Below are 25,448 nucleotides of genomic sequence, written 5' to 3' on the forward strand. Positions count from 1 at the left end.
CGGACGTCTGGGGCATCGCGTCAAGCCGGAACGCTGCCCCTGCCGGCGCCGCCTCTCCAAATCGCGACGCCCGCTCAGCGCACCATGCCGACGATTCGGTAGGTCTCGTCCAGGATCGGCGCGGCGATGGCGCGGGCACGCTCGGCCCCGCGGGCGAGGATCCGGTCGATCTCGGCCTGGTCCTGCATCAGGCGCGCCATCTCGTCGGTGATGGGCGCCAGCTTGGCGACCGCGAGATCGGCCAGTGCGGGCTTGAAGGTGCCGAACTGCGCGCCCCCATATTCCGCCATGACCTCGTCCACGTTGCGGTCCGACAGGGCCGCGCAGATGTTCACCAGGTTGCGCGCCTCGGGCCGCTCGGCCAGGCCGGCATAGTCCTCGGGCAGCGGCTCGGGGTCGGTCTTGGCCTTGCGGATCTTCTTGGCGATGGTGTCGGCATCGTCGGTCAGGTTGATGCGGCTGGCGTCGGACGGATCGCTCTTCGACATCTTCTTGGTGCCGTCGCGCAGCGACATGACGCGGGTGGCCGCGCCCTCGATCACGGGCTCGGTCAGGGGGAAGAAGTCGACGCCGTAATCGTGGTTGAACTTGGCCGCGATGTCGCGCGTCAGCTCCAGGTGCTGCTTCTGGTCCTCGCCCACGGGCACGTGGGTGGCGTGGTAGATCAGGATGTCGGCGGCCATGAGCGCGGGATAGGCGAACAGGCCCAGAGACGCGTTCTCGGCGTTCTTGCCGGCCTTGTCCTTCCACTGGGTCATGCGGCCCATCCAGCCCATGCGCGCCACGCAGTTGAAGATCCAGCCCAGCTGCGCGTGCTCGGGCACCTGGCTCTGGTTGATGAGGATCGAGCGCTCGGGGTCGATCCCGCTGGCGATGAATCCCGCGGCCAGCTCGCGCGTGTTGCGCGCCAGGTCCGCGGGGTCCTGCCACACGGTGATCGCGTGCATGTCCACCATGCAGTAGATCGTCTCGTGCGAGCCCGCTTCCTGCATGTCGACGAAGCGGCGGATGGCGCCCAGGTAATTGCCCAGCGTCAGCCCGCCCGAGGGCTGGATGCCGGAAAAGACACGGGGGGTGAAACGCGTATCGGACATGGGGCGAGGGCCTTGCTGGATAATCGGTGCGGCCTCGCTTACCCATGGGGCCGGAACCCGTCAAGGAAACGCCGAGCGATGCACGACGACACGAACCAGAACCCGTTCAACACCCTGCCGCCGGTGGTGGTGATCCTGACCCTCGCTCTGGTGGGGATCGAGCTGGCCTTCCAGGCGGGCGCGCGCGGTTTCGGCGGCGCGGGGGCCGTGGGCTGGCGGCTCGAGGCGCTGAACGCCTTCGCCTTCCCGCCGCAGCTGTGGGACCGGATGGTCGAGACGGGCCAGTTCCCGCCGCGCGCGCTGCTGCGGCTTCTCAGCTATTCCTTCGTCCACCTGGGCTTCGTGCACATGCTGTTCGTGGTCGTGTTCCTGCTGGCGCTGGGCAAGATGGTGGGCGAGGCGTTCTCGCAATGGGCGGTGGTCGCCACGCTGGCGGTGTCGTCGGTGGCCGGCGCCTTGGTATATGGCACGCTGCTCGATCCGCAGATCGCGCTGGTGGGCGGCTACCCGGCGGTCTACGGGCTGATCGGCGCCTATACCTTCATCCTCTGGACCGGTCTCGGCGCCATGGGCGAGCAGCGCATGCGGGCCTTCACCCTGATCGCGTTCCTCATGGGAATCCAGCTGGCCTTCGGGCTGTTCTTCGGCGGCGGGCCGGAATGGGTGGCCGATCTCGCGGGCTTCTTCGCGGGCTTCGCGCTGTCCTTCGTCGTCTCGCCCGGCGGCGTGGGTCGCGTGCTGGACCGGCTGCGCCGGAGATAGCCCCCGCGCCTCTTTGCGAGGGGCGCGACATGAGTATTTGAAGACCAGTGATGCAGCAGGGCGCGGCGCCCCCCATCACTGGTCCGGAAATACTCATGTCGGTCCGGTTGGGGCCCGTGCCGCGCGTCAGCGGCGCAGCGACCGGCGGATCTGGCCCAGCGACAGCGCGCCGATCAGGTGACCGATGCCGAAATAGCTGACCGCGCCGATCGCCACCAGCGCGGCGACCCCGGCGGCGGCGTAGGGGCCGTCCAGAACCGGCGCCAGCGGCCAGAGCGACAGCCACAGGCACACCCCCATGAGCGCCGAGGCCAGCGCGATGCGGGGCAGGCGGCGCAGGAACCGGTCGTCGGGGCGGGCCGCGTCGCCCATGCCGCGCGCGCCCCGGATCAGCAGGAACGCCATGGCCCAGCCCGCCACCGTGGTGCCGATGGCCGCCGCGATGAAGCCAACCACGGGCGCCAGCCCGATGGCCACCGCCGCGTTCACGCCCAGCGACACGATGGCATAGCGCAGCGGCGTGCGCGTGTCCTCGCGCGCGTAGTAGAGCGGTTGCCAAACCTTCTGCAGCACGAAGGCCGGCAGCCCGAGGCCGTAGACCGCGACCGCCAGCGCCGTGGCGCGCGCGTCGGCGGCATCGAAGGCACCGCGCTGGAACAGCACCTCGACCAGGGGGCCCGGCACCACGAGGAAGGCCATCGTGGCGGGCACCGTCAGCATCAAAGCAAACTCGGCCGCGCGGCTCAGCGCGTCGCGCCCGCCGGGCCCGTCCTCGGCGCGCAGGCGGCGCGACAGCTCGGGCAGCAGCACCACGCCGATGGCGATGCCGACCACGCCCAGCGGCAGTTGGTACAGCCGGTCCGCGTAGCTGAGCCAGGCGATCGCCCCGTCGAAGAAACTCGCCACCTGGCGGCCCACCAGCAGGTTCACCTGCAGCACACCGCCCGCCAGCGCCGCGGGGGCGGCGATGACCGCCAGCCGCCGCAGCTCGGGCGTCAGGCGGGGGCGGCGCGGCACCATGGCGAAGCCCGCGCGCTTTGCCGCGATCCAGACCAGCGCAAGCTGCGCCACACCGCCCAGCGGCACCGTCCAGGCCAGCGTCAGGCCCGGTGGCCAGCCCATCCGGTCTCCCAGCCACAGCGCCCCGACCAGCGCCACGTTCAGCAGGACCGGCGCCGCCGCCGCCGCGCTGAACCGTTCCAGCGAGTTCAGCACCCCCGACAGCAGCGCCGCGAGCGAGATCAGCAGGATGTAGGGAAAGCAGATCCGCCCGAAGAGGACCGCAAGCTCGAACCGCTCGTCCGCGACGAAGCCCGACGCCATGAGGAAAACCAGAGCCGGCATGGCGACCTGCGCGATCAGGGTGAGGACGATCAGGATCGTCGCCAGCGCCGTGAACGCATCGCGGGCGAAGTCGCGCGCGCCGTCGCCCGCCTCGACCCGCTTGGCGAACATCGGCACGAACGCCATGTTCATCGCGCCCTCGGCGAAGAAGCGGCGGAACATGTTGGGAAGCGAAAAGGCCACCAGGAACGCCTCGGCCACCGGCCCGGCGCCCAGGAAGGCCGCGATCATCACGTCGCGGACGAACCCCATGATGCGGCTGGCGAAGGTCCAGCCGCCCACCGTCAGGAAACTCCGTATCAGCCGTGGCGGCCCCTTGGCACTCATATCCCTTCCTTGGCGGGCTTTGCGGGCCGGCGCAAGCGGGATGCGCGGCGCGGGCAGGGCGCGCGCCGCGGCCCGCTCAGAACGCGCGGTGGCGCCGCAGCTCGGGCGCGATCTCGGCCCGGAAATCCAGCGCGCCGGGCCGGGGCCGGGTCAGCAGGCTGACCCCGACGAACAGGCCCGTGCTGACCGCCGCGACCGAGAACGGCAGCACCGGGTCGAACACGCTCACCCCCAGGAAGATGGCCAGCCAGATGGCCAGCGCCGCGCCCCCGGCGATCCCGGCCATGGCGCCCGCCGCCGTGCCGCGCGCCCAGAAGAACGCGCCCACGATGGGCGGCACCGTCACCAGCAGACCGGCCGCCGACAGGGCCGCCAGCTGGTCGACGATCTGGGCCTGCTGCAACGCGAAATACCCCGCGAACAGGATCACCGCCACGATCACCGCCCGTCCCGCGAGGATCTGGCGCCGGTCGTTGCCGTCCCCGCCACCCGAGAGGAAATCGCGTGCCACCATCGCCCCCACGGTCAGCGCGATGGAATCCAGCGTCGAGACCGCCGCCGACAGGATCCCAAGGATCAGGAGCAGGGCGATGGGCACCGGGATCACCCCCGAGGTCAGCAGCGCGGGCGTGGCCAGCGACGTGTTGTCGAGCCCCGGCACCAGCCGCAACGCGGCGAAACCCCAGATCACGGCGATCAGCGTGAAGACGAAGCCGAAGCCCAGCACCCACAGGATCATCAGCCGCATGGCGCGGAAGTCGCGCAGGATGAACAGCCGCTGGCTCACCTGCGGGTTCGACAGGGCGAAGAAGAACCACGGGAAGGCGAGGGCGAGGAAAGTCGGCAGGCTCCACAACCCCGGGCCGGGAACGCTCAGATGCGCGCCGTTCTCGGCCCGCAGGTCGGACCAGAGGCCCGCGGGCCCGCCCAGGGCCGAGACCGCGAATCCCACGGCCAGCACGCCCGAGCCCAGCATCACCAGCGACAGCGCCGCGTCGGTCCAGGCGACCGAGCGCAGGCCCGCCATCAGCGCCCAGAACATGGCCAGGCCCGACCCGATCACCACCGCCTGGAACAGGCTGATATCGCCGCCGGTCACGCCCGACAGCAGCAGCCCGATCCCCGCCATCTGCGTTGTGCCGTAGGGCAGGAGGAACAGCAGGCTGACCGCCGCCATAAGCCGCGCCACCCCGCGCGAGCCGTAGCGCGCGCCGACCATCTCGGCGGGCGAGATGAAGCCCCATCGGCGCCCCACCAGCCAGAAGCGCGGCGCGAAGACGACCAGCAGCGCCAGCCCCGCGAAGTAGATCAGCTCGAACCCCAGCGCGCCGATCCCGCCGCGATAGGTCAGACCGGTTAGCACCACCAGCATGAAGGCCGAGTAGGTGGTCGCGGCATAGGACAGCCCGGCGACCACGCCCCCGAAGCTGCGCCCGCCGATATAGTAATCGCCCGCGGTGCCGCTATTGGCCCGCGCGGCGCGCAGGGCGATGGCGCACCCGGCGACCGCGAAGAGGACGATGACCGCCCAGACATACCCCGTGGCGATCATGGCTCATCCCTCCACCGCGCGACGCCCGCGACGATCAGGCCGATCACGACCAGGCCGAACAGCGTCCAGAAGACCGGCACCGCCCGGGTCGATCCGGCGGGCCCGAGGATGGCGTAGGGCACCACTACGCCCGCGAGGATCGTCACGGCGACGGCGGCCAGCCAAAGCCGCCCCGCGCCCCGGTTTCCGTCACTGGGATCCGACATTGTCCGGTTCCTGTCGATGGTTGCGTCGCAAGATGCCTAGCCAGCGGCCGCGCGAGTCTCAAGCGCCGGCCTGCCCCTGCCGGGATGCGGCGGCACCGGGCCCCCGGTCAAGACCGCGCGCGTTTCGACCCGTTCTCGATGGCCTCGCGCAGCTTGGACTCCAGTGCGCGCTGCTTCGAGTCCGAGTAGATCTTCAGCCCGAACATGTCCTTCACGTAGAAGGTATCGACCACCTGCGCGCCGTAGGTCGCGATCACGGCCGAGGCGATCGAGATGTTGGCGCCGGCCAGCACCCGCGTCAGATCGTGCAGCAGGCCCGGGCGGTCGCGGGTATCGACCTCGATGATCGTGTAGATCTCGGACCCCTCGTTGTCGAAGGCGATGTTGGTGGGCACGCGGAAATCGCGCTCGCGCTTCTTGATCTTGTCGCGGTCGTCCAGGCCCTTGCGGGCGATGACCTCGCCTTTCAGCGTCTTGTCGATGGTCGATTTCAGCCGCGTGATGCGCGCGGCCTCGTAGGGCGACCCCTCGTGGTCCTGCACCCAGAACACCGCCGTGGCGAACCCGTCGCGCGAGGTATAGGTGCGCGCGTCCACCACGTTCGCGCCCACCAGCGCCAGCGCGCCGGCGAGGCGCGAGAAGATGCCGGGATGGTCGGCCATGGCGAAACAGATGCGGGTGGCGTCGCGATCCTCGTCGTCGGTGATGTCGATCTTGATCTGGTCCGGGGCGATGTCGCGCAGCATCCGCGCGAAGGCGGTGTGGGCCAGCACGCCCAGCCCTTGCCAGTAGGGCGGGTAATGGCGCTGGGTCTCGGCGCGAATGTCCTTCTTGTCCCAGTCCGACAGGGCCTCGCGCAGGGCGGCCTTGGCCTCGTTCCCGCGGTTCTCGCGGTTCAGCGCCTCCAGCCCGTTCTCAAGCGCGTTCGCCGTCTCGCGGTAGAGGTTGCGCAGCAGCTGCGCCTTCCAGTTGTTCCAGGTGCCCGGGCCGACGCCGCGGATGTCGCACACCGTCAGCAGCAGCAGCAGGTCCAGCCGTTTCTTGGTGCGGACGGCCTTGGCGAAATCGCGCACCGTGCGCGGGTCCGACAGGTCGCGCTTCTGGGCCATGTCGCTCATCAGCAGGTGATAGCGCACCAGCCATTCGACGGTGTCCACGTCGGCGCGGCTCAGCCCCAGCCGCGGCGCGACCTTGCGGGCGATGCGCGCGCCAAGGACCGAATGATCCTCGGGCCGGCCCTTGCCGATATCATGCAGCAGCAGCGCCACGTACAGCACCTTGCGGGCATAGCCTTCCTCGATGATCGAGGTGGCGACCGGCAGCTCGTCCACCAGCTTGTGCTCCTCGATCTCGTTCAGGTGCCGCACGCATTGGATGGTGTGCTCGTCCACCGTGTAGTGGTGGTACATGTTGAACTGCATCATCGCCACGATGGGCTCGAACTCGGGGATGAAGGCGCCCAGCACGCCCAGCTCGTTCATCCGCCGAAGCGCCCGGTCGGGATTGGCGTGCTTCAGCAGCAGGTCCAGGAAGATGCGCACCGCTTCGGGGTCGCGGCGCATCTCGTCGTCGATGATGTCGAGGTTGGCCGCGATCAGCCGCATGGCGTCGGGATGCAGAAGGTATCCGGTGCGCAGCGCCTCGTCAAAGATGCGCAGGATCTGCTTGGGGTCTTCCGCGAACGGGTCGGATCCGGCGAAGGTCAGGCGGTTCTGCTTCAGCGCGAAGCCCGGCTTCACCCGGCGGCGGCGGCGGAAGAAGCCGACGAGGCTGGGCGGGGCCTTCTTGAAATCGGCCTCGAGCGCGGTGAGCAGGATGCGCGTCAGCTCGCCCACGCGGGTGGCGTGGCGGAAATAGGCCTGCATGAAATGTTCGACCGCGCGGCGCCCGGCCTTGTCGGTGAAGCCCATGCGCTCGGCGACCTCGACCTGCAAATCGAAGGTCAGCTGGTCCATGGCGCGCCCGGTGATCAGGTGCAGGTGGCAGCGCACGGCCAGCAGGAACGTCTCGGCCCGGACGAAGCCGTCGAACTCCTCGGCGGTGAAGGTGCCCTTTTCCACCAGGTCCGCGGCGTCCTGCACGTGGTTCACGTATTTCGCGATCCAGAACAGGGTCTGCAGGTCCCGCAGTCCGCCCTTGCCCTCTTTCACGTTGGGCTCGACCATGTAGCGCTGGCCGCCCTGGCGGCGGTGCCGCTCGGCCCGTTCCTCCAGCTTGGCGGCCACGTAGTCGCTGCCCGTGCCCTCGAAGAGGTCGGTCCACAGCGCCTCCTGCAACCGGTCGGCCAGCGCGTGGTGTCCGGTCAGGAACCGATGCTCGAGAAGCGCGGTGCGGATGGTGTAGTCGCCCCGGCCCAGGCGGATGCATTCCTCGACCGTGCGCGAGGCGTGGCCCACCTTCAGCCGCAGGTCCCACAGGATGTACAGCATCGATTCGATGACGCTCTCGGCCCAGCCGCTCAGCTTCCAGGGGCTGAGGAACAGCAGGTCCACGTCCGAGTGCGGGCACATCTCGGCCCGCCCGTATCCGCCCACCGCGAAGACGGCCAGCCGCTGGCCCTCGGTGGGGTTGGGGCAGGGGTGCAGACACGTCGTGACCAGCTGGAAGGTGGTGCGCACCAGGCAGTCGGTCAGGTGGGAATAGGCCGACACGCATTCCCGCGCGGCGCCCGGCTGCTTGGCGAAGGCGTCCGCTATGGCGTCGCGGCCGCGCGCTTGCGCGTCCTTCAGCCGATCGACCGCGATGCGCCGGATCTGCGCGGCGTCGGTCACGCCCTCGAGCGCGGCAGTCAGCGCGCCCAATTCGGCCGGCCGGTCGAAAATCTCGCCGGCCGGACAGATCAGGCCATCGGGGTCGCGATGGGTGTCGTCGGGACCGTCCGGCTCAGAAGCCGGAGCCACCGAAGCGTTTGGGTGCGGGGTCAAGAATCACGACCTGGTTGTTTTGTACTTGTGCGACGGCCAGCGCCCGCTGGTTGGTGCCGTTGGGCAGCAGCCGGAAGACGCCGCTGGCCCCCGAGAAGCCCGAGCCCTGGGTCAGCGCGCTTGCGCTCAGCGCGTCGGACCGGCCCTGCGCCAGCAGCGCGCCCACGGCCTGCACGGCGTCATAGCCCAGGCCGGCCAGCGGATGCGGCGCCGAACCATAGGCCGCCTGGTAGCGCGATTCGAACTGCGCCTGCACCGACCGGTCGGGCAGGGTGAACAGGCCGCCCTGCAGGCCCGGCAGCGACAGCGCCTGGGGCGCCGCGTTCCAGCGGGTGAGACCGAGATACCGCGTCTCGGCCGGGTTCACGCCGTTTTCCGGCAGGGCCGTGACGACCAGCGGCAGGTCGCTGTCCACGTTGGCGGTCAGGAACACGGTGTCGGCGCCCGTCTGCTCGATCGCGGTGGCGATGCGGGGGCCGGCCTGGGTGATGCCGTCCTGGCTCAGCGGATAGGATTGCACGGTGGCGACGCTCATCCCGCCGCGCTGGGCGGCCGAGACGATGGCGTCGCGCCCGGCCTGGCCGGCGGTGTCGGCGGCGTGCACCACCGCGAGGCTCGACCGGCCCTGACGGCGGGCGTAGCTCACCAGCCGGTTGGCCACGCTGTCGAAGGTCTGGCCGAGGATGAAGATGTTGCCGCCCGCCACGGCGGTGTTGTTCGAGAAGGACAGCACGTTGATGTTGCGGTCCGCGACCACCGGCACCATGGCGCTGGTCGACTGGGTATAAAGGGGCCCGAGGATGATCTGCGCGCCCGTGGCGATCGCCGCGTTGGCGGCGGCGGTGGCACCCGCCGCGGTGCCCTGGGTGTCATAGACCTCCAGGTCGATCTGCGCGCCCTGGACGTCGGCCACGGCCAGCCGTGCGGCGTTCTCCAGCGACCGGCCCACGACGCCGCCGCCGCCGCCCGCGCCCTTGGGCACCAGAAGCGCCACGCGCACCGGTTGCGACGTGTCCACGCGCGGCCCCGAGCTGCCCCCGCCCGCGCCGATGGCGACCGGTTCGCAGGCGGCGAGAAGGACGGCGGCGGCGCAGACCAGCGCGCCGCGGCCCACGGGCTTCAGCATGGCGCCGAGCGGTGCAAGCATGTTAGGGACCCCTTGGATTTTTCGAGGAAGCGACAGGATATGGCTCACGTTATGCGAGCGGGCTCGGGGTGTAAATCGAAGGATCGGCAATGAGCGGCCTGCCTCCGGGCCCGCCGCCCGAGCCCGGCCTACACCTGGTCGCGACCCCGATCGGCACGGCGCGCGACATCACGCTGCGCGCGCTCGACACCCTGCGCGCGGCGGACATGCTCTTGGCCGAGGACACGCGCACCCTGCGCAAGCTCATGGAAATCCACGGCATTCCCCTCGCCGGACGGCCGCTCTGGTCCTATCACGATCACAACGGCGCGCGGGTGCGGCCCAAGGTGCTCGAGGCGCTGGCCGAGGGGCGGTCGGTGGCCTTCGCTTCGGACGCGGGCACGCCCATGGTGGCCGATCCCGGTTTCGACCTGGCGCGCGCGGCGACCGAGGCGGGCCACAAGGTGACCGCCGTCCCGGGCCCCTCGGCGCCGCTGGTCGCGCTCAGCCTCGCCGGACTGCCCACCGACCGGTTCCTTTTCGCCGGCTTCCTGCCGCCCGCGCAGGGCGCGCGCGACACCGCCCTGCGCGACCTGGCCGGTGTGCCCGCGACGCTGGTGTTCTTCGAGACGGCCAAGCGGTCTTTACCGATGCTTAATCATTGTGTCGCAATCTTGGGGGATCGGGACGCGGCGATCTGCCGGGAACTGACCAAGAAATTCGAAGAGGTGCGGCGCGGGCGGCTGTCCGACCTCATCGCCGGCTGCGAGGACGATCCACTGCGCGGCGAAGTGGTGGTCGTCATCGACCGGGCGCGCGACACCGCGGATGCGGAGGACGTGGAAGACGCCATGCGCCGCGCGCTGGAAACCATGCGGGTGAAGGAGGCGGCCAACACCGTGGCCGAGGCCTTCGCCCTGAAAAAGCGCGACGCCTACCAGCTGGCGCTGCGGCTTTCGAACGAGGAGTGACGCCCATGGACGGCGCGACAAGTCACGCGGCGGGAATGGCGGCCGAAGGCCAGGTGGCCCGCCACTACGAGGATGCGGGCCTCAGCATCGCCAGCCGTCGCTGGCGCGGGCAGGGCGGTGAGATCGACCTGGTCTGCCGAGACGGCGACTCGGTCGTCTTCGTCGAGGTGAAGCGCGCCCGCGACCTGGCCCGTGCCGCGCATCGCGTCTCCCGCCGCCAAATCGACCGTCTGCTGACTGCGGCGGCCGAGTTTCTCGGCGGCGAGCCGCGGGGCGGCCTGACCGATACCCGGTTCGACGTGGCGCTGGTGGACGGGCAGGGGCGCGTCCAGATCCTCGAAAACGCCTTCATGTAACCGCCGGGGACCATTGCCGCGGGCGGTGCCCTGCGCCATGTATCGGCGGACCCATGCAGGAGACCGCCATCATGCCGCTTCGCGTTGCCATCCAGATGGATCCCATCGCGCCCATCAACATCGACGCCGACAGCACGTTCCGCATCGCGGAAGAGGCGCAGGCCCGCGGCCACAGCCTGTTCTACTACACGCCCGACAAGCTCAGCTGGCGCGACGGCCGCGTGATCGCGCGCGGCGCCGACCTGACCGTCCGGCGCGCGCGGGGCGATCATTTCTCCCTGGGCGAGATGCGGGACCAGGACCTCTCCGAGATGGACGTGGTCTGGCTGCGGCAGGACCCGCCCTTCGACATGGGCTATATCACCTCGACCCACATCCTCGACCTGCTGCCCGACAGCACGCTGGTGGTGAACGACCCCAGCTGGGTGCGCAACTGGCCCGAGAAGCTGCTGGTGCTGCAATTCCCCGAGCTGATCCCGTCGACCACCATCGCCTGGGATCTCGAGGTCCTGCGCGAATTCAAGGCCCGCCACGGCGACATCATCGTCAAGCCGCTCTACGGCAATGGCGGGGCCGGCGTGTTCCGCCTGCGCCGCGACGACGGCAACCTCGACTCCCTGCACGAGCTCTTTCGCGGCATGAACAACGAGCCGCTGATCGCGCAGCAATTCCTGCCCGACGTCTCGGCGGGCGACAAGCGCGTGATCCTCGTCGACGGCGAACCCGTGGGCGCCATCAACCGCGTCCCGGCCGAGGGGCAGACCCGGTCGAACATGCATGTGGGCGGCCGCCCCGAGAAGATCGACCTCACCGACCGCGACCGCGAGATCTGCGCCGCCATCGGCCCGCTTTTGCGCGAGAAGGGCCAGGTTTTCGTCGGCATCGACGTGATCGGCCCCTACCTGACCGAGATCAACCTGACCTCGCCCACCGGTCTGCAGGAGATGGAGCGCTTCAACGGCGACAACGTCACCGCCCGGATCTGGGAAGCGATCGAGGGCCGCAAGGCCGGCTAGCCCACCTTCGCGCAAGACATGAAAAAGGCCCGGCAACCTATTGCCGGGCCTTATTTTTTGCCAGGTATCTGGTGCCTTAACGCTTGCGGTCCCGCCGCGACGACATGGGCTGGAACGCCACGCCCACATGCGCCTCGCAATAGGGCTTGCCTGACTGGACCGGCAGGCCGCAGAACCAGAAATTCGTCGTCGCCGGATCGCCCACGGGCCATTTGCAGGTCCGCTCGGTCAGCTCCATCAGGCTGATCTTCTTGGCGTTCTTCTCGACCTCGCGCACCGAGGCCAGCGCCTCGGGCGAGATCTCGTTGGCCGAGGGTTGCGGCGGCAGCGGCTGACCGGCGGGGATGATCGCGCGTCGGTTCGTGGCCGGCGGGCTGGCCGACTGGGTCGACGGCCCTTCCTCGGCCTCCGCCGGCTCGGGCGCGGCGGTTGCGGCCGCGGGTTCGGGCGCCGCCTCGGCCTCGGCCTCGGGCTTGTCGGCGCCGGGGCCGCGGTTCGACAGCCCCAACCGGTGCACCTTGCCGATCACCGCGTTGCGGGTCACCCCGCCCAGCTCTTTCGCGATCTGGCTGGCGGACTGGCCTTCGGTCCACATCTTCTTGAGCGTCTCAACGCGTTCGTCGGTCCAGGACATGGGCTTCCTTCAAAGCAAAACAAAGGCGGGCGCCGGTCGCGCATCCGCCTTGAGATTTCTCGCACGCCCCTATTCTAATCACCGCGCGCCCGGTTACAAGCGGCGCCACCGAGACAGCAGGGGACAGGTCATGGCGAATATCGACGAAATGGGCGTGCGCCGCTTCGGGCGCTGGAACCGGACGGGCATGTTCACCCTGGCCGAGCGGGAATGCCGCCGCTTCATGGCGATCTGGAGCCAGACGGTCATGGGCCCGCTGATCAACGCGGGCCTGCTGCTGGCGGTCTTCGCCATCGCCATCGGCCCCGCGCGGGGCCAGATCATGGGCGTGGATTACGTGATGTTCATCGCGCCGGGGCTGCTGATGATGACGGTGATCCAGAACAGCTTCGCCAACACCTCGTCCTCGATCCTCGCCGCCAAGGTCCAGGGCAACATCGTCGACACGCTGATGCCGCCCCTCTCGCCGCTGGAGCTTCTGTTCGGCTACCTCGCCGGCGGTCTCGCCCGCGGCGCGCTGGTGGGTCTCGTCATCGGCGCGGTGATGATCGTGGGGCTGGGCACCGGGCTCGCCCATCCGCTGTGGTTCCTGACCTTCCTGCTCCTGGGCGGGCTGATGATGGGCGCGCTCGGGATCCTGGGCGGGATCGTGGCCAACAAGTTCGACCAGATGTCGGCCATCACCAACTTCATCATCACGCCGCTCAGCTTCCTGTCGGGCACGTTCTATTCCATCGACGACCTGCCGCCCGCGCTGACCACCGCGGCGCATTTCGACCCGTTCTTCTACCTCATCGACGGGGCGCGCTACGGTACGCTGGGGGTGTCGGATTCCTCGCCCTGGCTGGGGCTCGCGGTCTGCGCGGGCGTCACGGCGGCGCTGTGCCTGCTGGCGCTGCGGTGGTTCCAGAAGGGCTATCGCCTGAAATCCTGAACGCCGCCACTGGACAGGCGCGCCGCGTCCGGGCTATGCCCCGCCCATGGACCTGACGCGCCTCTCCTTGCGACGACGCACCCGCTGACACCGGCCCAAGCCGCCGGGCCCGCGCGCACGCGCGATTGACAGCCCATCCTCCCTTTGCCACCAATCGGGCCTCGCGCCCCGCAAGGACACGTCCATGATCCCGTCTATCCTGCCCACCTACAATCGGGCCCCCTTCGCCTTCGCCAAGGGCGAGAACGCCTGGCTCACCACCGAAGACGGCGCGCGCGTGCTGGATTTCGGCGCCGGCATCGCCGTGAACGCGCTGGGCCACGCCAACCCCGATCTCGTCGCCGCGCTGACCGACCAGGCGCAGCGGCTCTGGCACGTCTCGAACCTCTACCAGGTGCCGCAGCAGCAGCGGCTGGCCGACCTGCTGGTCGCCCACACCTTCGCCGACACGGTCTTCTTCACCAATTCCGGCACCGAGTCCTGCGAGTTGGCCGTGAAGATGGCGCGCAAGTACTGGTTCGACAAAGGCACGCCGCGCAGCACCATCGTGACCTTCACCGGCAGCTTCCACGGCCGGTCCTCGGCGGGCATCGCCGCGGCCGGGTCGGAAAAGATGACGCGCGGCTTCGGCCCGCTGCTGCCCGGTTTCACCAATCTCGCGTGGGGCGACCACGACGCGCTCGAGGCGACGCTCGACGACAGCATCGCCGCCGTCCTGGTCGAGCCGGTGCAGGGCGAGGGCGGCATCCGCCCGCTGCCCGACCAGTGCCTCAAGGGTCTGCGCGAGGCCTGCGACCGCCACGGCATCCTGCTGATCGCGGACGAGGTGCAGTGCGGCATGGGCCGGACGGGCAAGCTCTTCGCCCATGAATGGGCCGGCGTCGCGCCGGATATAATGATGGTCGCCAAGGGCATCGGCGGCGGCTTCCCGCTGGGCGCGGTGCTCGCGACCGAGGACGCCGCCTCGGGCATGACGGCGGGCACCCATGGCTCGACCTATGGCGGCAACCCGCTGGCCTGCGCGGTGGGCGCGCGGGTGATGGAGGTCATGACCGCGGACGGGTTTCTCGACGACGTGAACCGCAAGGCCGCGCGCCTGCGCCAGGGGCTCGAGGGGCTCATCGCCGCGCATCCGGGCGTCTTCGAACACGTGCGGGGGCAGGGCCTGATGCTGGGCCTGAAATGCAAGGTTCCGGCGGTCGAGCTGGTCAAGGCCGGCTACGCGCAGCACATCCTCACGGTGCCCGCCGCCGACGAGGTCGTGCGCCTGCTGCCGCCGCTCACCATCACCGACGACGACCTGACCGAGGGGCTCGCCCGGCTCGACGCCGCCGCGGCGTCGCTCGCGCCGTGATCTTCATCTTTCCATAAATACCTCTGCGGGGGCGTCCCTCTATGCGCCATGGGTGCGAACATGATGGACCACGGGTGCAAAACCCACAGCCCCCCGCCAGCAAAGGGCGATCCGATGCCGCATTTCCTCGATATCCATAAAACCGACAAGTCCGACCTGCGGGCCATCGTCGACCACGCCCGCGCCATGAAGCAAAGCCGCGACGGCCAGCCGAAAGGGCAGCCCGACGCCGACCAGCCGCTGAAGAACCGCATGGTGGCGCTGATCTTCGAAAAGCCGTCCACGCGGACCCGGGTCAGCTTCGACGTGGGCGTGCGGCAGATGGGCGGGCAGACCATGGTGCTTTCGGGGGCCGACATGCAGCTGGGCCATGGCGAGACCATCGCCGACACCGCCCGGGTCATGTCGCGCTACGTGGATCTCATCATGATCCGCACCTTCGAGGAGGCGACGCTGCTGGAAATGGCCGAACACGCCACGGTGCCGGTCATCAACGGGCTGACCAACCGCACGCATCCCTGCCAGATCATGGCCGACGTGATGACCTACGAGGAACATCGCGGCCCCATCGCCGGGCGCAAGGTGGTGTGGTCGGGCGACGGCAACAACGTCTTCGCCAGCTTCGCCCACGCGGCGCGGCAGTTCGATTTCGACCTGACCTTCACCGGCCCCGAGCCGCTGGACCCCGAACGCGCGTGGGACGGGATGTACGTGACCGAGCGGGACCCCCACAAGGCGGTCGAGGGCGCGGACCTCGTGGTCACCGACACCTGGGTGTCCATGCATGACCCGCAATCGGCCCGCGAGCGGCGCCATAACCAGCTGCGCGGCTACCAGGTGAACGCCGCGCTGATGGCCAGGGCCAAGCCCGACGCGCTGTTCATGCACTGCCTGCCGGCCCACCGTGACGACGAGGCCACGTCCGAGGTCATGGACGGCCCCCACTCGGTGATCTTCGACGAGGCCGAGAACCGCCTGCACGCGCAGAAGGCCATCATGCGCCACTGCCTGGGCGTCTAGGCCCTTCGCACGGGCCGACAGCAAAACGCCCCCGCGCGGCGCTCGCACGGGGGCGTTCTTCCATCCGGTGATCCGGTCGGCGGACAGCGCCACCCTCACTCGGCGGGCGCGCGCTCGCCTTTCATCGAAGGTTCGGCCTTGCCGATGTCGTCCAACTCGGCGGAATGGGGCTGGTCGGGCATGTTGTGATCGGCCTCGCGGTCGTTGCGATAGCGCTGCTTGTGGCGATGCACCATCAGGCTGTCCCAACGCAGCGCCCGCCACAGACCCACCGCGACGATCGCGATCACCGCGGCGAAGGGGAAGCCCGCGATGACGGCCGCCGCCTGCAACGCGTCGAGCCCGCCCATGACCAGCAGCACCGACGCCACCGCGCCCTCGCTCACGGCCCAGAACACGCGCTGGATCTTGGGCGGATCGGGATCCCCGCCCGCCGTCAGCATGTCGATCACGAAGGACCCCGAGTCCGACGAGGTGACGAACCACAGCACGATCAGCACCACCGCGAAGACCGACATGAAGCCCGAGAACGGGAAGAACGTCAGCAGCTCGAACATGGTCTGCGCGTAGTTCTCCTGCGTGGCCTCGACCAGCCGTGTCTCGCCCGCCAGCGACATGCGGATCGCCGTGCCGCCGAAGGCGGTGAACCAGAAGAACATGATCGAGCAGGGGATCAGCATGATGCCCAGCAGGAATTCGCGGATCGTCCGGCCGCGGCTGATCCGCGCGATGAACACCCCCACGAAGGGGGCCCAGCTGACCCACCACGCCCAATAGAAGATCGTCCAGCTGTTCTGCCAGGTTCCATCGCCCCAGCCCTCGGCCCAGGTGCCCAGGTCGATCAGCGAATTCACGGAGTTGCCGTAGTTCTCGACGAAGCTGTCGAAGATGAACAGCGTTGGTCCGACCACCACCATGAAGGCCAGCATCAGGAAGCTCAGGAAGATGTTCAGGTTCGACAGCCGCTTGATCCCGCCATCCAGCCCCGCCAGCACCGATGCCGTCGCCGCCGCGGTGATGAACGCGATGATGATGACCTGAACGAAGGCGGATTCGGGCAGGCCGAAGACCCGCTCCAGCCCCGAATTGATCTGGATCGCGCCAAGGCCCAGCGACGTGACGATCCCGAACATGGTGCCGAACACCGCAAGGACATCCACCAGGTCGCCCCAGCGGCCGTAGATGCGCTCGCCCAGCAACGGGTAGAGCGACGACCGGATGGTCAGAGGCAGCCCCTGGCGATAGTGGAAATAGGCCAGCGCCAGCGCGATGACGGCATAGATCGCCCAGGCGTGAAAGCCCCAGTGCATGAAGCTCAGGGTCATGGCCTGCTTGGCGCTTTCCACCGTCTCGGCCTCGCCCATGGGCGGCGAGAAGTAGTGGAACATGGGCTCGGCCACGCCCCAGTAGATCAGGCCGATGCCGATCCCGGCCGAGAACAGCATCGCCGTCCACGACAGCAGCCCGTATTCCGGCGCCTCGTCCATCTTGCCCAGCCGGATGTCACCGAAGGGCCCCAGCGCCAGGAAGATCACGAAGATCAGCAGCAGGTTGACCTCGATGATCAGCAGCCATCCCAGGTTGCTTGCCAGCACCGTCTGCGCGCCGGTGAAGATCGACTTCGCAAGGTCGTTGAACAGGGCGCCGAAGACGATGAAGCCGAGGATCAGGACGGCCGAGGCCACGAAGACCGACCGGTTCACCCTCGGGAAGATCCAAAGCGAGTCCTGCTTGATCCTGCTGTCCATCCGCCGTCCTCCGTGGCAACCGGGGGGTGTCCCCATCGGTCCTCAACCGGGGGGCCGCCAAGAGGTTCACCGGAATCGTGAATTACGGTCCGGCGTCGCGTTTCAGCTCGGCCAGCAGGGCCCGTGCCCGCGCTTCGGCGCGGCGCACGCGCACCGCGGTCAGGTAGGCCTCTTCCATGGTGGTCGAAGATGCGCCGATCGCTTCGGCCACGCGATCGATCGCGGTCTCGTCGCCGGTCGTCTCGGCCACGTGCAGGGCCTCCTGCGCCAGCTTGTCGGCCAGCTCTTCCAACAGGCTCATGGTGTCTCCTTCACTTGGCCCGGCGCTTGGCGCGCAGGGTCGGGTCGGCGGCGCGCGGGTCCTCGGGCCAGGGGTGCTTGGGATAGCGCGCGCGCATGTCCTTGCGCACATCCTCATAGCTGCCGTCCCAGAAGCCCGGCAAGTCGTCCGTCACCTGCACCGGCCGGCCCGCGGGCGACAGCAGCGTCAGCTTCAGCGGCTGGCCCGCCACGGTGGGGTGGGCGGTCATGCCGAACAGCTCCTGCACTCGCACCGCGACCTCGGGCGCGTCGCCGCCGTAATCCACGGCCAGCTTGCGGCCCAGCGGCGTGACGATATGGCCGGGCGCCTCGGCGTCCAGGCGTTGCTGCGCGTCCCAGTCCAGCCGCGCGCGCAGGGCGGGCAGAAGGTCGAACCGCTTCCACTCATCGGCGCTGCGCACCCCTTGCAGGTAGGGCAGCAGCCATTCCTCGGCGCTTTCCAGCAGCGCGTCCTCGCCCGTGTCGAACAATGCCAGCAGCCGCACCCGCGCCAGGAACCGCCGCGCGGCGGGCGAGGGGGCCAGCCCCAGCTGGCGCACCCCGTCCAGCATCGCCCGGGCCACCGCGTCGGGCGGCGCATCGGGCCGGGTCCGGTCGTCCAGCGCGATGGCGCCCAGCCGCTCCTGCCGGCGGGCCACCACGCGCCCCTCGCGACGGGACCATTCGCAGATATCGACCCACCGGATGCGGTCGCCCAGCACCCCGCGCAGCTCGGCCTCGCTGATCGCGATCGCCTGGCGCACCATCGCCTCGCGCGGGTGGCCGTCCGTGTCGGTGACCACCAGCAGGCGCGAAGCGGCCAGCGGGTCGCCCTCGGCCATCTTCACCCCCTTGCCGCCCGACAACAGCCAGCGTGGCGCGTCGCCCGGGCGGCGCAGCGCCACGCGGTCGGGATAGGCCAGCGCGGCCCGCTGCGCGACTCCCAGATCGGCCCGGGGCCCCGCCAGCCGGCGCAACCGCTTGGCCTCGTCCCGGATCCGCGCCACCGGCCCGCGCGCGACCCCGAATCCGCCGGGGTCGGCCAGCGCCCGCAGCCGCAAGGACAGGTCCACCCCGCGATCCCGCAGGATGTCGCGTTCGGACAAGAGAGCGGCCAGCTCCGCCGCCTCGGGCCCCGCCAATTGCAGCATATGTGCAAGCCGCGGATGCAGCGGCATGGCGGCCAGCGCGCGGCCGTGGTCGGTGATTTGCCCGTCCGCCAGCGCACCCAGGTCGGCCAGCAGCGCCCGCGCCTCGGCCATGGCGCCCTCGGGCGGCGCGGTGAGGAAGGGCAGTTCGCCCGCTTCCCGCGCGCCCCACAACGCCAGCTCCAGCGCCAGGGGCGCCAGGTCCGCGGTCTCGATCTCGGGCGGGGCGAAGGCGGGCAGGGCGCCGTCCTCGCCCCTGGTCCACAGCCGGTAGGCCACGCCCGGAGCCACGCGCCCCGCGCGGCCGGCCCGCTGTGTCGCCTCGGCGCGGCTCACCCGCTCGGTCACCAGCCGCGACATGCCCGAGCCCGGGTCGAACCGTGCGCGCCGGGCCAGCCCACCGTCCACCACCACGCGGATATCCTCGATGGTCAGAGACGTCTCGGCGATGGCGGTGGCCAGCACGACCTTGCGCCCCGGCGACGGCGCGATGGCCGCGCGCTGCTCGGCGAAGGGCAGGGCGCCATACAGGGGGCGCAGCGCCACGCCCGGCAGGTCCAGCTGCGCCATGACGCGCCGAATCTCGCCCTCGCCCGGCAGGAAACACAGCACGCTGCCTTGGGTCTCGTCGACGGCCCGCGCGATCAGCGCCGCCATCGCGGCCTCGAAGCGCTGCCCCTTCGGACGCGGCCGGTCCAGCCAGACGGTGTCGACCGGGTACGCGCGCCCCGCGCTGGTCACCACCGGCGCGTCCAGCAACGCGGCCACCGGCCCCGCGTCCAGCGTCGCCGACATCACCACGATGGCCAGGTCGTCTCGCAGCGCCTGCGCCACCTCCCATGTCAGGGCCAATCCCAGGTCGGCGTTCAGGGATCGCTCGTGGAATTCGTCGAAGATCACGCACCCGACGCCGTCGAGGCCCGGATCGTTCTGCAACCGGCGGGTCAGGATGCCCTCGGTCACCACCTCGATGCGCGTGGCGTCCGCAACCTTCGCCTCGCCCCGGATGCGGTATCCCACGGTCTGCCCCACCGGCTCGCCCAGGGTCTCGGCCATCCGCTCCGCCGCCGCGCGGGCGGCCAGCCGCCGCGGCTCGAGCATGACGATGCGCCCGGCGACCCGGTCCAGCAACGCCAGCGGCACGCGGGTGGTCTTGCCCGCGCCCGGCGGGGCCTGGAGCACGACCCGGCCGCGCGCGTCCAGCGCGGCCCGCAACTCGTCCAGCACCTCGTCGATGGGCAATTCCATGGCTCCCCATAGCGCGGCCCGGCCCCCCCGCGCCACGCCCCCGGCTTCATCTTTCCAAAAATACCTGGATCGCGACGCCGACGGCCCGCGCCCCCGTCTGGACATCGCGACCCCCTTCGGTCCAGATCGCGGCCATGGATCTCGACAGGCTCATCACCGGCATCAGGGACGGCGACCGCCGCGCGCTCGCCCGCGCGATCACGCTGGTGGAAAGCGGCCGCGCCGACCACCGTGCGCAGGCCACGCGGCTTCTGGACGCCGTGACCGACCCCGAGAGGCAGGCCATCCGCATCGGGCTGTCGGGCACGCCCGGGGTGGGCAAGTCCACCTTCACCGAGGCGTTCGGCCTCATGCTCACGGGGCAGGGGCTGCGGGTCGCGGTGCTTGCCGTCGATCCCAGCTCGGCCCGCTCGGGCGGTTCGATCCTGGGCGACAAGACCCGGATGGAGCAGCTCAGCCGCGACCCCAACGCCTTCATCCGCCCCAGCCCCAGCCAGACCGAGCTGGGCGGCGTGGCCCGCCGCACGCGCGAGGTCATCGCGCTGGCCGAGGCCGCGGGCTTCGACGTGGTCATCGTGGAAACCGTGGGCGTGGGGCAGTCCGAAACTCTGGTCGCGCAGATGACCGACATCTTCACGCTGCTGCTGGCGCCCGGCGGCGGGGACGAGCTGCAGGGCGTGAAGCGCGGGATCATGGAGATCGCGGACCTGATCCTGGTCAACAAGGCCGATGGCGAGATGAAGGCCCAGGCCGGCCGCACCTGCGCCGATTACGCGGGCGCGCTGCGGCTCTTCCGCAAGCGCCCCGGCGACCCCGAGGATTTTCCCAAGGCGCTGACCGTGTCGGCGGTCACCGGCGACGGGATCGCCACCGCCTGGGACGAGATGCGCGCGCTCGTCGCGCATCGCCGTGCCAGCGGGCAGTTCGACCAGACCCGCGCGCGGCAGAACCGCCACTGGTTCGACGACGCGGTGCGCCACGGCATCCTGCGCCACCTGGGGTCCGACCCCGAGACGCGCGCGCGCATGGAAAAGCTCGGCGCGGCGGTGGCGGCGGGCGACGCGGCGCCCTCGGCGGCGGCGGACCGGATGCTGGCGCTGCTCTTCGGTGGCGACCGGCCCGACTGACGCGGCGCCGCGCGGACCGTATTGCCCTTTGCCGCTTGACGCGCGCGGCGCGATTGCTTATCCGCGCCTGACTTCACAGATTCCGTCCGCCGGCCGGCCCCTCGTGGCCCGGCTCGGACACGACCAGACGAGGATAAGATCATGTCGCGCGTGTGCGAACTGACCGGCAAAGGTCCCATGGTTGGCAACAATGTCAGCCACGCCAACAACAAGACGAAGCGCCGCTTCCTGCCCAACCTGAACGACGTGTCGCTCATGTCCGAAACGCTGGGCCGCACCTTCAAGCTGCGCATCTCGGCCTCGGCGCTGCGCACCGTGGATCACCGCGGCGGGCTCGACGGCTTCATGGCCAAGGCGAAGGAAACGGACCTGTCGCCCAACGCCCTGAAGATCAAGAAAGAGATCGCGAAGGCCCAGGCCACCGCCTGATCGCCCGCGTTTTGCTCTGCATGAAGGCCCCGTCGCTTGCGGCGGGGTCTTTTCGCGTGTGCCGACCCGCTCAGTCCAGCCCGACGGTGGATGACCGGCGCTCCATCATCATCACGTCGCACCACTGTCCCGCGCGGGGCCCGTAGGTCATCCGCCCGAGCCGTTCACGCAGCCCAAGACGGACAAAGCCCGCGCGCTCCAGCGCGGCGATGGATGCGGCGTTCTCGGCGAAACACTGCGCCACGAGGGTCCAGAAGCCGGCCGGCTCGCTCGCCGCCACCGTGTCGGCGATCAGGCGAGCGCCAAGGCCCGCGCCGCGAAAGCCCGCCTCCACGTAGACCGAGATCTCGCCCACGCCGGCATAGACCGCGCGCGGCGACGTGCGGGACACGCCCGCCCAGCCGCGCGCCTCGCCGTCCACCAGGCCCAGCAGGGCCAGGCCCGCGGGCGGGTCGAAGGCGGCGAAACTCCGGGCGTCATGGGGGGTGTCGCGGAAGCTGGCCCGCCCGGTGGACAGGCCGCTTCGGTCGATCCGCGCGATCGCGTCGATGTCGGAGCGCTGCGCGGCGCGCGTTGTGATCGTGTTGGGCATGACGCGCGGCCTAGCACGAGGCCGCGACCACGCGCCATACCAGGCGGGACAAAGGGACATCAAAGCCCCGCCTGTCTGTCGGCCGCTAGAAGCTGAACTGGATCGAGGTCTGGATCCGGTCAACGTCGTAGCTGCCCCCACCGAAGGTGTCGCGGGTGCCGTGGAAATACTCCACGCCCAGCGTGGTGCTTTCGGCGACCTGGTACTGCGCGTTCAGGTGAACGGACTCCAGCGTCTCGGTGTCGCCCACCGCGCCGCTGTCGATGTCGCGCCAGCCATAGATGCCGCGGAAGGTCCAGTTCTCGCCGACCTCCTGCGCCAGGCCGATATAGGCCGCCTGGGTGTCGATGGCGTCACCCGCGCCGTCCACCGCGTCGCCCAGGAACACCATGTAGGGCGCCAGGGCCGAGCCGGTGGTGTAGGACGCGTCCAGCGTCGCGCCGTCCCACAGCTGTGCCGTGGTCGACAGGTTCACGCCCCACATGTCCTCGTCGCCGCCCAGCCCGTCGTTGACGGTGCCGCCGATGGCCGACATGCGCAGCAGCAGCGGGTCGGTGTCGTAGGCCAGCGCGGCGATGAGCACCGGATCGTCGCTATTGCCGTTATGCTCTTCCAGCGCGACCTGGCCCACGATGTTGTTGCCGAATTCGTGGGTGTACTGGATCATCTCCTGCCGGGCGAAGGGGATGCCCGCGACGCCCTGGAAGTCCAGCGTGATCGGGTAGGACGACAGCGGCATGAAGGTCGTCCAGTATTTACCGATCCGCCAGCCGTTCAGCGTGATGTTGGCGTGGCGCAGCCGCGGCTCGGCCCCGCCGGTGCTGAACGCGCCCGCGGCGCCGTAGAAGTCGATCTCGACCTGGGTGCCCAGCTCGCCGAAGGACGTGGGCGTCGTGCTGCGGAAGCCCAGGCGCGTCTGGTTCACGGTGGCGTTGAAGAAATCGCCGCTCTGCGTGCCGTCGAGCCCCACCAGCCCGAAGGTGGTGTTGCCCAGCTCGGCCCCGAAATCATAGATGAAATCGGCCTTGATGTAGCCATAGACGTCGACGGTGGTGTTCGAACTGCCGAAACTCAGCGGCTCGTCCCGGTTTTCCAGCTCGGCCACGCGGTTTTCCAATGCGGCGATACGCTGGGCGTCGCTCTGTGCAAGGGCGGGCAGGGTGCCTCCCATGATCAGCGCAGGGGCGATCAGCAACGGGGAGAGATTTTTCATGGACTGTCCTTCCTGTCGGTCCTCGTTGGGACAACCGGATCGGCCTTGATCCTCACGTCCCCGAGGCTGCGACAGGCCACCCGCCGGCGCGGGTGTTCAGCGCGCGGCGTTCAGCAGTTCATCAACCCATGCGGGAACGACTTCGGTGGCTTTTCCGTATTGTCCTGTGTCGAAAACCCCGCCCGACGGTGCGAGGTTCAGCTCATGCGTCGGAATGTCGCGGGAACGTGCGACATCGACGAAACCGGCGGCGGGATAGACGGTGCCCGAGGTGCCGATCGCGACGAACAGGTCGGCCTGCGAAAGCGCGTCCTCGATCCGGTCCAGACCGTGCGGCATCTCGCCGAACCAGACCACGTCGGGTCGGATCGCCTGCTTGCCGCATTCGGCGCAATGATCCAGCATGTCCATGACCTTGGGCGCGTCCCAGGTCGCCCCGCAGGCGTTGCACCGCGCGCGGTCCAGACGGCCGTGCATGTGCAGCACATCCGCCGCGCCCGCCCGGTCCAGCAGGCTGTCCACGTTCTGCGTCACGAGCAACGTGTCCGGCCGCTCGGCCTTCAGCCGCGCCAGCGCGTGATGCGCCGCGTTGGGCTCGGCTCCCGCCGCGTTGGCCCGCCGCGCATTGTAAAATTCGTGGACCCTGGCGGGATCCCGCGCGAACCCCTCGGGTGTCGCGACGTCATTCAGGTCGTATTGCGTCCAGACACCCCCCTCGTCGCGGAAGGTGCCAAGGCCGCTTTCGGCGGACAGTCCCGCGCCGCTCAGAACCACGATCTTTTCCATGGCCGCTCCTCCGCTAGTCTCCTCTGCAAGCGTGGTAGCGAAAGGACGAACCGGATGAAAACAGCTTCGACCCCGACCGGAACGGCCCCGGGGGCTCACCGATGACCCGGATCCTGATCGTCTGTCTCGGCAATATCTGCCGCTCGCCCACGGCCGAGGCGGTGCTGCGCGCCAAGCTCGACGCGGCGGGCATCGCGGGGCAGGTGGACAGCGCGGGCACCGGCGACTGGCACGTGGGCGACCCGCCGCACCCGCCGATGATCCGCGCGGCGGCCAAGGCGGGCTATGACCTGACGCCGCTGCGCGCGCGCCAGTTCACGCCGGCCGATTTCGATGCGTTCGACCTGATCCTGGCGGCCGACCCCGCAAACCTGCGCGATATCGAGGCGCAGCGCCCGGCGGGCCACGCGACGCCCGTGCGCCTGCTGGCCCCTTACGCGGAAACGGGCACCGAAGAGGTGCCCGATCCCTATTATACCAAGGATTTCGACGGCGCGCTCAGGCTGATCGAGCGGGCCTGCGACGGCGTCGTCGCTCAGCTGCAGTAGGTCTCGGCGCTGGCGCCGAAGGACCTGTAGCGCTTCCAGAACGTCTCGTGCCGCGGGTTGTCCGACTGCCGGACCACCTGCGCCTGGTGCGGATCCTTGAAGAACCGCGCGGCCATGCGCTGGTCGCGGCGGTCGAGCGTGACGTTGGCGACCTGCTGGATGCAGCCGCACAGGGCGCGGTTCGCGGCCTGCCGGTCCGATTGCAGGCAGGCCCGTTCGATGGGGCCGGCCTGCGCCATGCCGCCGGCGAATGCGGCTGCCGCCGCGAGGAATGCGATTTTTTTCATGATCTCTGCCCTAGTTACGCGGTCGCCCTGGTTGGCCCCGGGTCGTCCGACTTTTTGCCATGTGGATAACCTAGCAGAAAACCGCGCGGGCCTGAACGGAATTGTTGCGGCTCAGCGCCGGATTTCGAAGCCCGTGGCACCGGTGTCATCCACGTCCTCGGTCTCGACCGACGAGACGGATCCGAAGGTGGGGCCGCGCCCCAGTTCGGTCAGCAGCGACTCGATCTCGCGGTCGGGGCCTTCCACGTGGGCCTCGACCGTGCCGTCGTCGCGGTTGCGCACCCAGCCGCGCAGGTCGCGCGACCGCGCCGCGTCGCGGGTGAAGGCGCGGAACCCCACGCCCTGGACCCGTCCGCTGATGATCGTCCGTACCGCCATGGGCCGCAGCATGGCGAATGGCGC

25 protein-coding genes are annotated in these 25,448 nt (G+C 69.7%); 10 read left to right on the forward strand and 15 right to left on the reverse strand.

The genetic code is table 11. The annotated features are described in order from the left end of the window. Positions 1-74: 74 nt before the first annotated feature. Positions 75-1,094: a tryptophan--tRNA ligase gene (gene trpS / locus BUB76_RS10050; RefSeq protein ID WP_073128654.1), complete on the reverse strand. Its 1,020-nt coding sequence runs from the start codon at positions 1,092-1,094 to the stop codon at positions 75-77. Positions 1,095-1,172: 78 nt separating this feature from the next. On the opposite strand from trpS, the gene BUB76_RS10055 reads away from it, so the two are divergent. Continuing rightward, a complete protein-coding gene (locus tag BUB76_RS10055) occupies positions 1,173-1,856 on the forward strand; it encodes a rhomboid family intramembrane serine protease (protein ID WP_073128655.1) in 684 nt (227 codons plus the stop codon). 126 nt (positions 1,857-1,982) lie between these two features. On the opposite strand, the gene murJ is transcribed toward BUB76_RS10055, so the two are convergent. The 5 genes from murJ to BUB76_RS10080 all read right to left on the reverse strand — a co-directional run bounded on the left by murJ (position 1,983) and on the right by BUB76_RS10080 (position 9,356). Next, positions 1,983-3,527: a murein biosynthesis integral membrane protein MurJ gene (murJ, locus tag BUB76_RS10060; RefSeq protein WP_073128656.1), complete on the reverse strand. Its 1,545-nt coding sequence runs from the start codon at positions 3,525-3,527 to the stop codon at positions 1,983-1,985. 76 nt (positions 3,528-3,603) lie between these two features. Continuing rightward, positions 3,604-5,079, reverse strand: coding sequence for a sodium:solute symporter family protein (locus BUB76_RS10065; protein ID WP_073128657.1), 1,476 nt, complete (start codon positions 5,077-5,079; stop codon positions 3,604-3,606). Then, complete coding sequence (locus tag BUB76_RS10070; RefSeq protein ID WP_073128658.1) at positions 5,076-5,285, reverse strand: hypothetical protein; 210 nt, start codon at positions 5,283-5,285, stop codon at positions 5,076-5,078. Before BUB76_RS10070 ends, BUB76_RS10065 begins: the two co-directional genes overlap by 4 nt. Positions 5,286-5,392: 107 nt before the next feature. After that, positions 5,393-8,185, reverse strand: a complete 2,793-nt coding sequence (locus tag BUB76_RS10075; protein WP_073128659.1) for a [protein-PII] uridylyltransferase — start codon at positions 8,183-8,185, stop codon at positions 5,393-5,395. Further along, a complete protein-coding gene (locus tag BUB76_RS10080; RefSeq protein ID WP_073128660.1) occupies positions 8,169-9,356 on the reverse strand; it encodes a penicillin-binding protein activator in 1,188 nt (395 codons plus the stop codon). Before BUB76_RS10080 ends, BUB76_RS10075 begins: the two co-directional genes overlap by 17 nt. An 89-nt stretch (positions 9,357-9,445) precedes the next feature. On the opposite strand from BUB76_RS10080, the gene rsmI reads away from it, so the two are divergent. From rsmI to gshB, 3 genes are all read left to right on the forward strand, one after another. Further along, the gene (rsmI, locus tag BUB76_RS10085; RefSeq protein ID WP_073128661.1) at positions 9,446-10,306 is read left to right on the forward strand and encodes a 16S rRNA (cytidine(1402)-2'-O)-methyltransferase; all 861 of its coding nucleotides are present in this window, start codon (positions 9,446-9,448) and stop codon (positions 10,304-10,306) included. A gap of 5 nt (positions 10,307-10,311) precedes the next feature. After that, complete coding sequence (locus tag BUB76_RS10090) at positions 10,312-10,662, forward strand: YraN family protein (protein ID WP_073128662.1); 351 nt, start codon at positions 10,312-10,314, stop codon at positions 10,660-10,662. A gap of 71 nt (positions 10,663-10,733) precedes the next feature. After that, positions 10,734-11,678: a glutathione synthase gene (gene gshB / locus BUB76_RS10095; protein ID WP_073128813.1), complete on the forward strand. Its 945-nt coding sequence runs from the start codon at positions 10,734-10,736 to the stop codon at positions 11,676-11,678. A 76-nt stretch (positions 11,679-11,754) separates the two neighbouring features. Here the strand turns inward: gshB and BUB76_RS10100 are convergent, their stop codons facing one another. Then, positions 11,755-12,312 carry a GcrA family cell cycle regulator gene (locus BUB76_RS10100; protein ID WP_073128663.1) on the reverse strand — a complete coding sequence of 186 codons (558 nt, stop codon included), beginning with the start codon at positions 12,310-12,312 and terminating at the stop codon, positions 11,755-11,757. A gap of 130 nt (positions 12,313-12,442) precedes the next feature. Between BUB76_RS10100 and BUB76_RS10105 the strand changes: the two genes are divergently transcribed. The 3 genes from BUB76_RS10105 to argF all read left to right on the forward strand — a co-directional run bounded on the left by BUB76_RS10105 (position 12,443) and on the right by argF (position 15,620). Then, positions 12,443-13,246 (forward strand): ABC transporter permease, encoded by an 804-nt coding sequence (locus BUB76_RS10105; RefSeq protein ID WP_073128664.1) that lies wholly within the window; start codon positions 12,443-12,445, stop codon positions 13,244-13,246. Positions 13,247-13,430: 184 nt separating this feature from the next. Then, a complete protein-coding gene (locus tag BUB76_RS10110) occupies positions 13,431-14,600 on the forward strand; it encodes an aspartate aminotransferase family protein (protein WP_073128665.1) in 1,170 nt (389 codons plus the stop codon). A 114-nt stretch (positions 14,601-14,714) separates the two neighbouring features. Further along, a complete protein-coding gene (argF, locus tag BUB76_RS10115; protein WP_073128666.1) occupies positions 14,715-15,620 on the forward strand; it encodes an ornithine carbamoyltransferase in 906 nt (301 codons plus the stop codon). Positions 15,621-15,715: 95 nt separating this feature from the next. Here the strand turns inward: argF and BUB76_RS10120 are convergent, their stop codons facing one another. From BUB76_RS10120 to hrpB, 3 genes are all read right to left on the reverse strand, one after another. After that, entirely contained in the window at positions 15,716-17,368 is a 1,653-nt protein-coding gene (locus BUB76_RS10120; protein WP_073128667.1) for a BCCT family transporter, read from the reverse strand. A gap of 82 nt (positions 17,369-17,450) precedes the next feature. Beyond that, positions 17,451-17,669 (reverse strand): hypothetical protein, encoded by a 219-nt coding sequence (locus tag BUB76_RS10125; RefSeq protein WP_073128668.1) that lies wholly within the window; start codon positions 17,667-17,669, stop codon positions 17,451-17,453. 10 nt (positions 17,670-17,679) lie between these two features. Next, positions 17,680-20,064 (reverse strand): ATP-dependent helicase HrpB, encoded by a 2,385-nt coding sequence (gene hrpB / locus BUB76_RS10130; RefSeq protein ID WP_073128669.1) that lies wholly within the window; start codon positions 20,062-20,064, stop codon positions 17,680-17,682. A 134-nt stretch (positions 20,065-20,198) separates the two neighbouring features. On the opposite strand from hrpB, the gene meaB reads away from it, so the two are divergent. Together meaB and rpmB are read left to right on the forward strand one after the other, a co-directional pair. Next, on the forward strand, positions 20,199-21,191 hold the full coding sequence (meaB, locus tag BUB76_RS10135) for a methylmalonyl Co-A mutase-associated GTPase MeaB (protein WP_073128670.1): 993 nt from the start codon (positions 20,199-20,201) through the stop codon (positions 21,189-21,191). A 141-nt stretch (positions 21,192-21,332) separates the two neighbouring features. Next, positions 21,333-21,620, forward strand: a complete 288-nt coding sequence (gene rpmB / locus BUB76_RS10140; RefSeq protein WP_073128671.1) for a 50S ribosomal protein L28 — start codon at positions 21,333-21,335, stop codon at positions 21,618-21,620. Positions 21,621-21,690: 70 nt separating this feature from the next. Here the strand turns inward: rpmB and BUB76_RS10145 are convergent, their stop codons facing one another. From BUB76_RS10145 to BUB76_RS10155, 3 genes are all read right to left on the reverse strand, one after another. Then, complete coding sequence (locus BUB76_RS10145) at positions 21,691-22,212, reverse strand: GNAT family N-acetyltransferase (RefSeq protein ID WP_073128672.1); 522 nt, start codon at positions 22,210-22,212, stop codon at positions 21,691-21,693. Between the two features lie 85 nt (positions 22,213-22,297). Next, positions 22,298-23,425, reverse strand: coding sequence for a DcaP family trimeric outer membrane transporter (locus BUB76_RS10150; protein WP_084140622.1), 1,128 nt, complete (start codon positions 23,423-23,425; stop codon positions 22,298-22,300). A gap of 96 nt (positions 23,426-23,521) precedes the next feature. After that, complete coding sequence (locus BUB76_RS10155) at positions 23,522-24,211, reverse strand: NAD-dependent deacylase (RefSeq protein WP_073128673.1); 690 nt, start codon at positions 24,209-24,211, stop codon at positions 23,522-23,524. 101 nt (positions 24,212-24,312) lie between these two features. On the opposite strand from BUB76_RS10155, the gene BUB76_RS10160 reads away from it, so the two are divergent. Continuing rightward, a complete protein-coding gene (locus BUB76_RS10160) occupies positions 24,313-24,759 on the forward strand; it encodes a low molecular weight protein-tyrosine-phosphatase (protein WP_073128674.1) in 447 nt (148 codons plus the stop codon). On the opposite strand, the gene BUB76_RS10165 is transcribed toward BUB76_RS10160, so the two are convergent. Further along, positions 24,747-25,046, reverse strand: coding sequence for a hypothetical protein (locus BUB76_RS10165; RefSeq protein ID WP_073128675.1), 300 nt, complete (start codon positions 25,044-25,046; stop codon positions 24,747-24,749). The genes BUB76_RS10160 and BUB76_RS10165 overlap by 13 nt on opposite strands. 111 nt (positions 25,047-25,157) lie before the next feature. After that, complete coding sequence (locus tag BUB76_RS10170) at positions 25,158-25,424, reverse strand: acylphosphatase (RefSeq protein ID WP_236737897.1); 267 nt, start codon at positions 25,422-25,424, stop codon at positions 25,158-25,160. Positions 25,425-25,448 lie beyond the last annotated feature (24 nt).

The organism is Palleronia salina (genome assembly GCF_900141995.1).
Lineage (GTDB): Bacteria > Pseudomonadota > Alphaproteobacteria > Rhodobacterales > Rhodobacteraceae > Palleronia > Palleronia salina.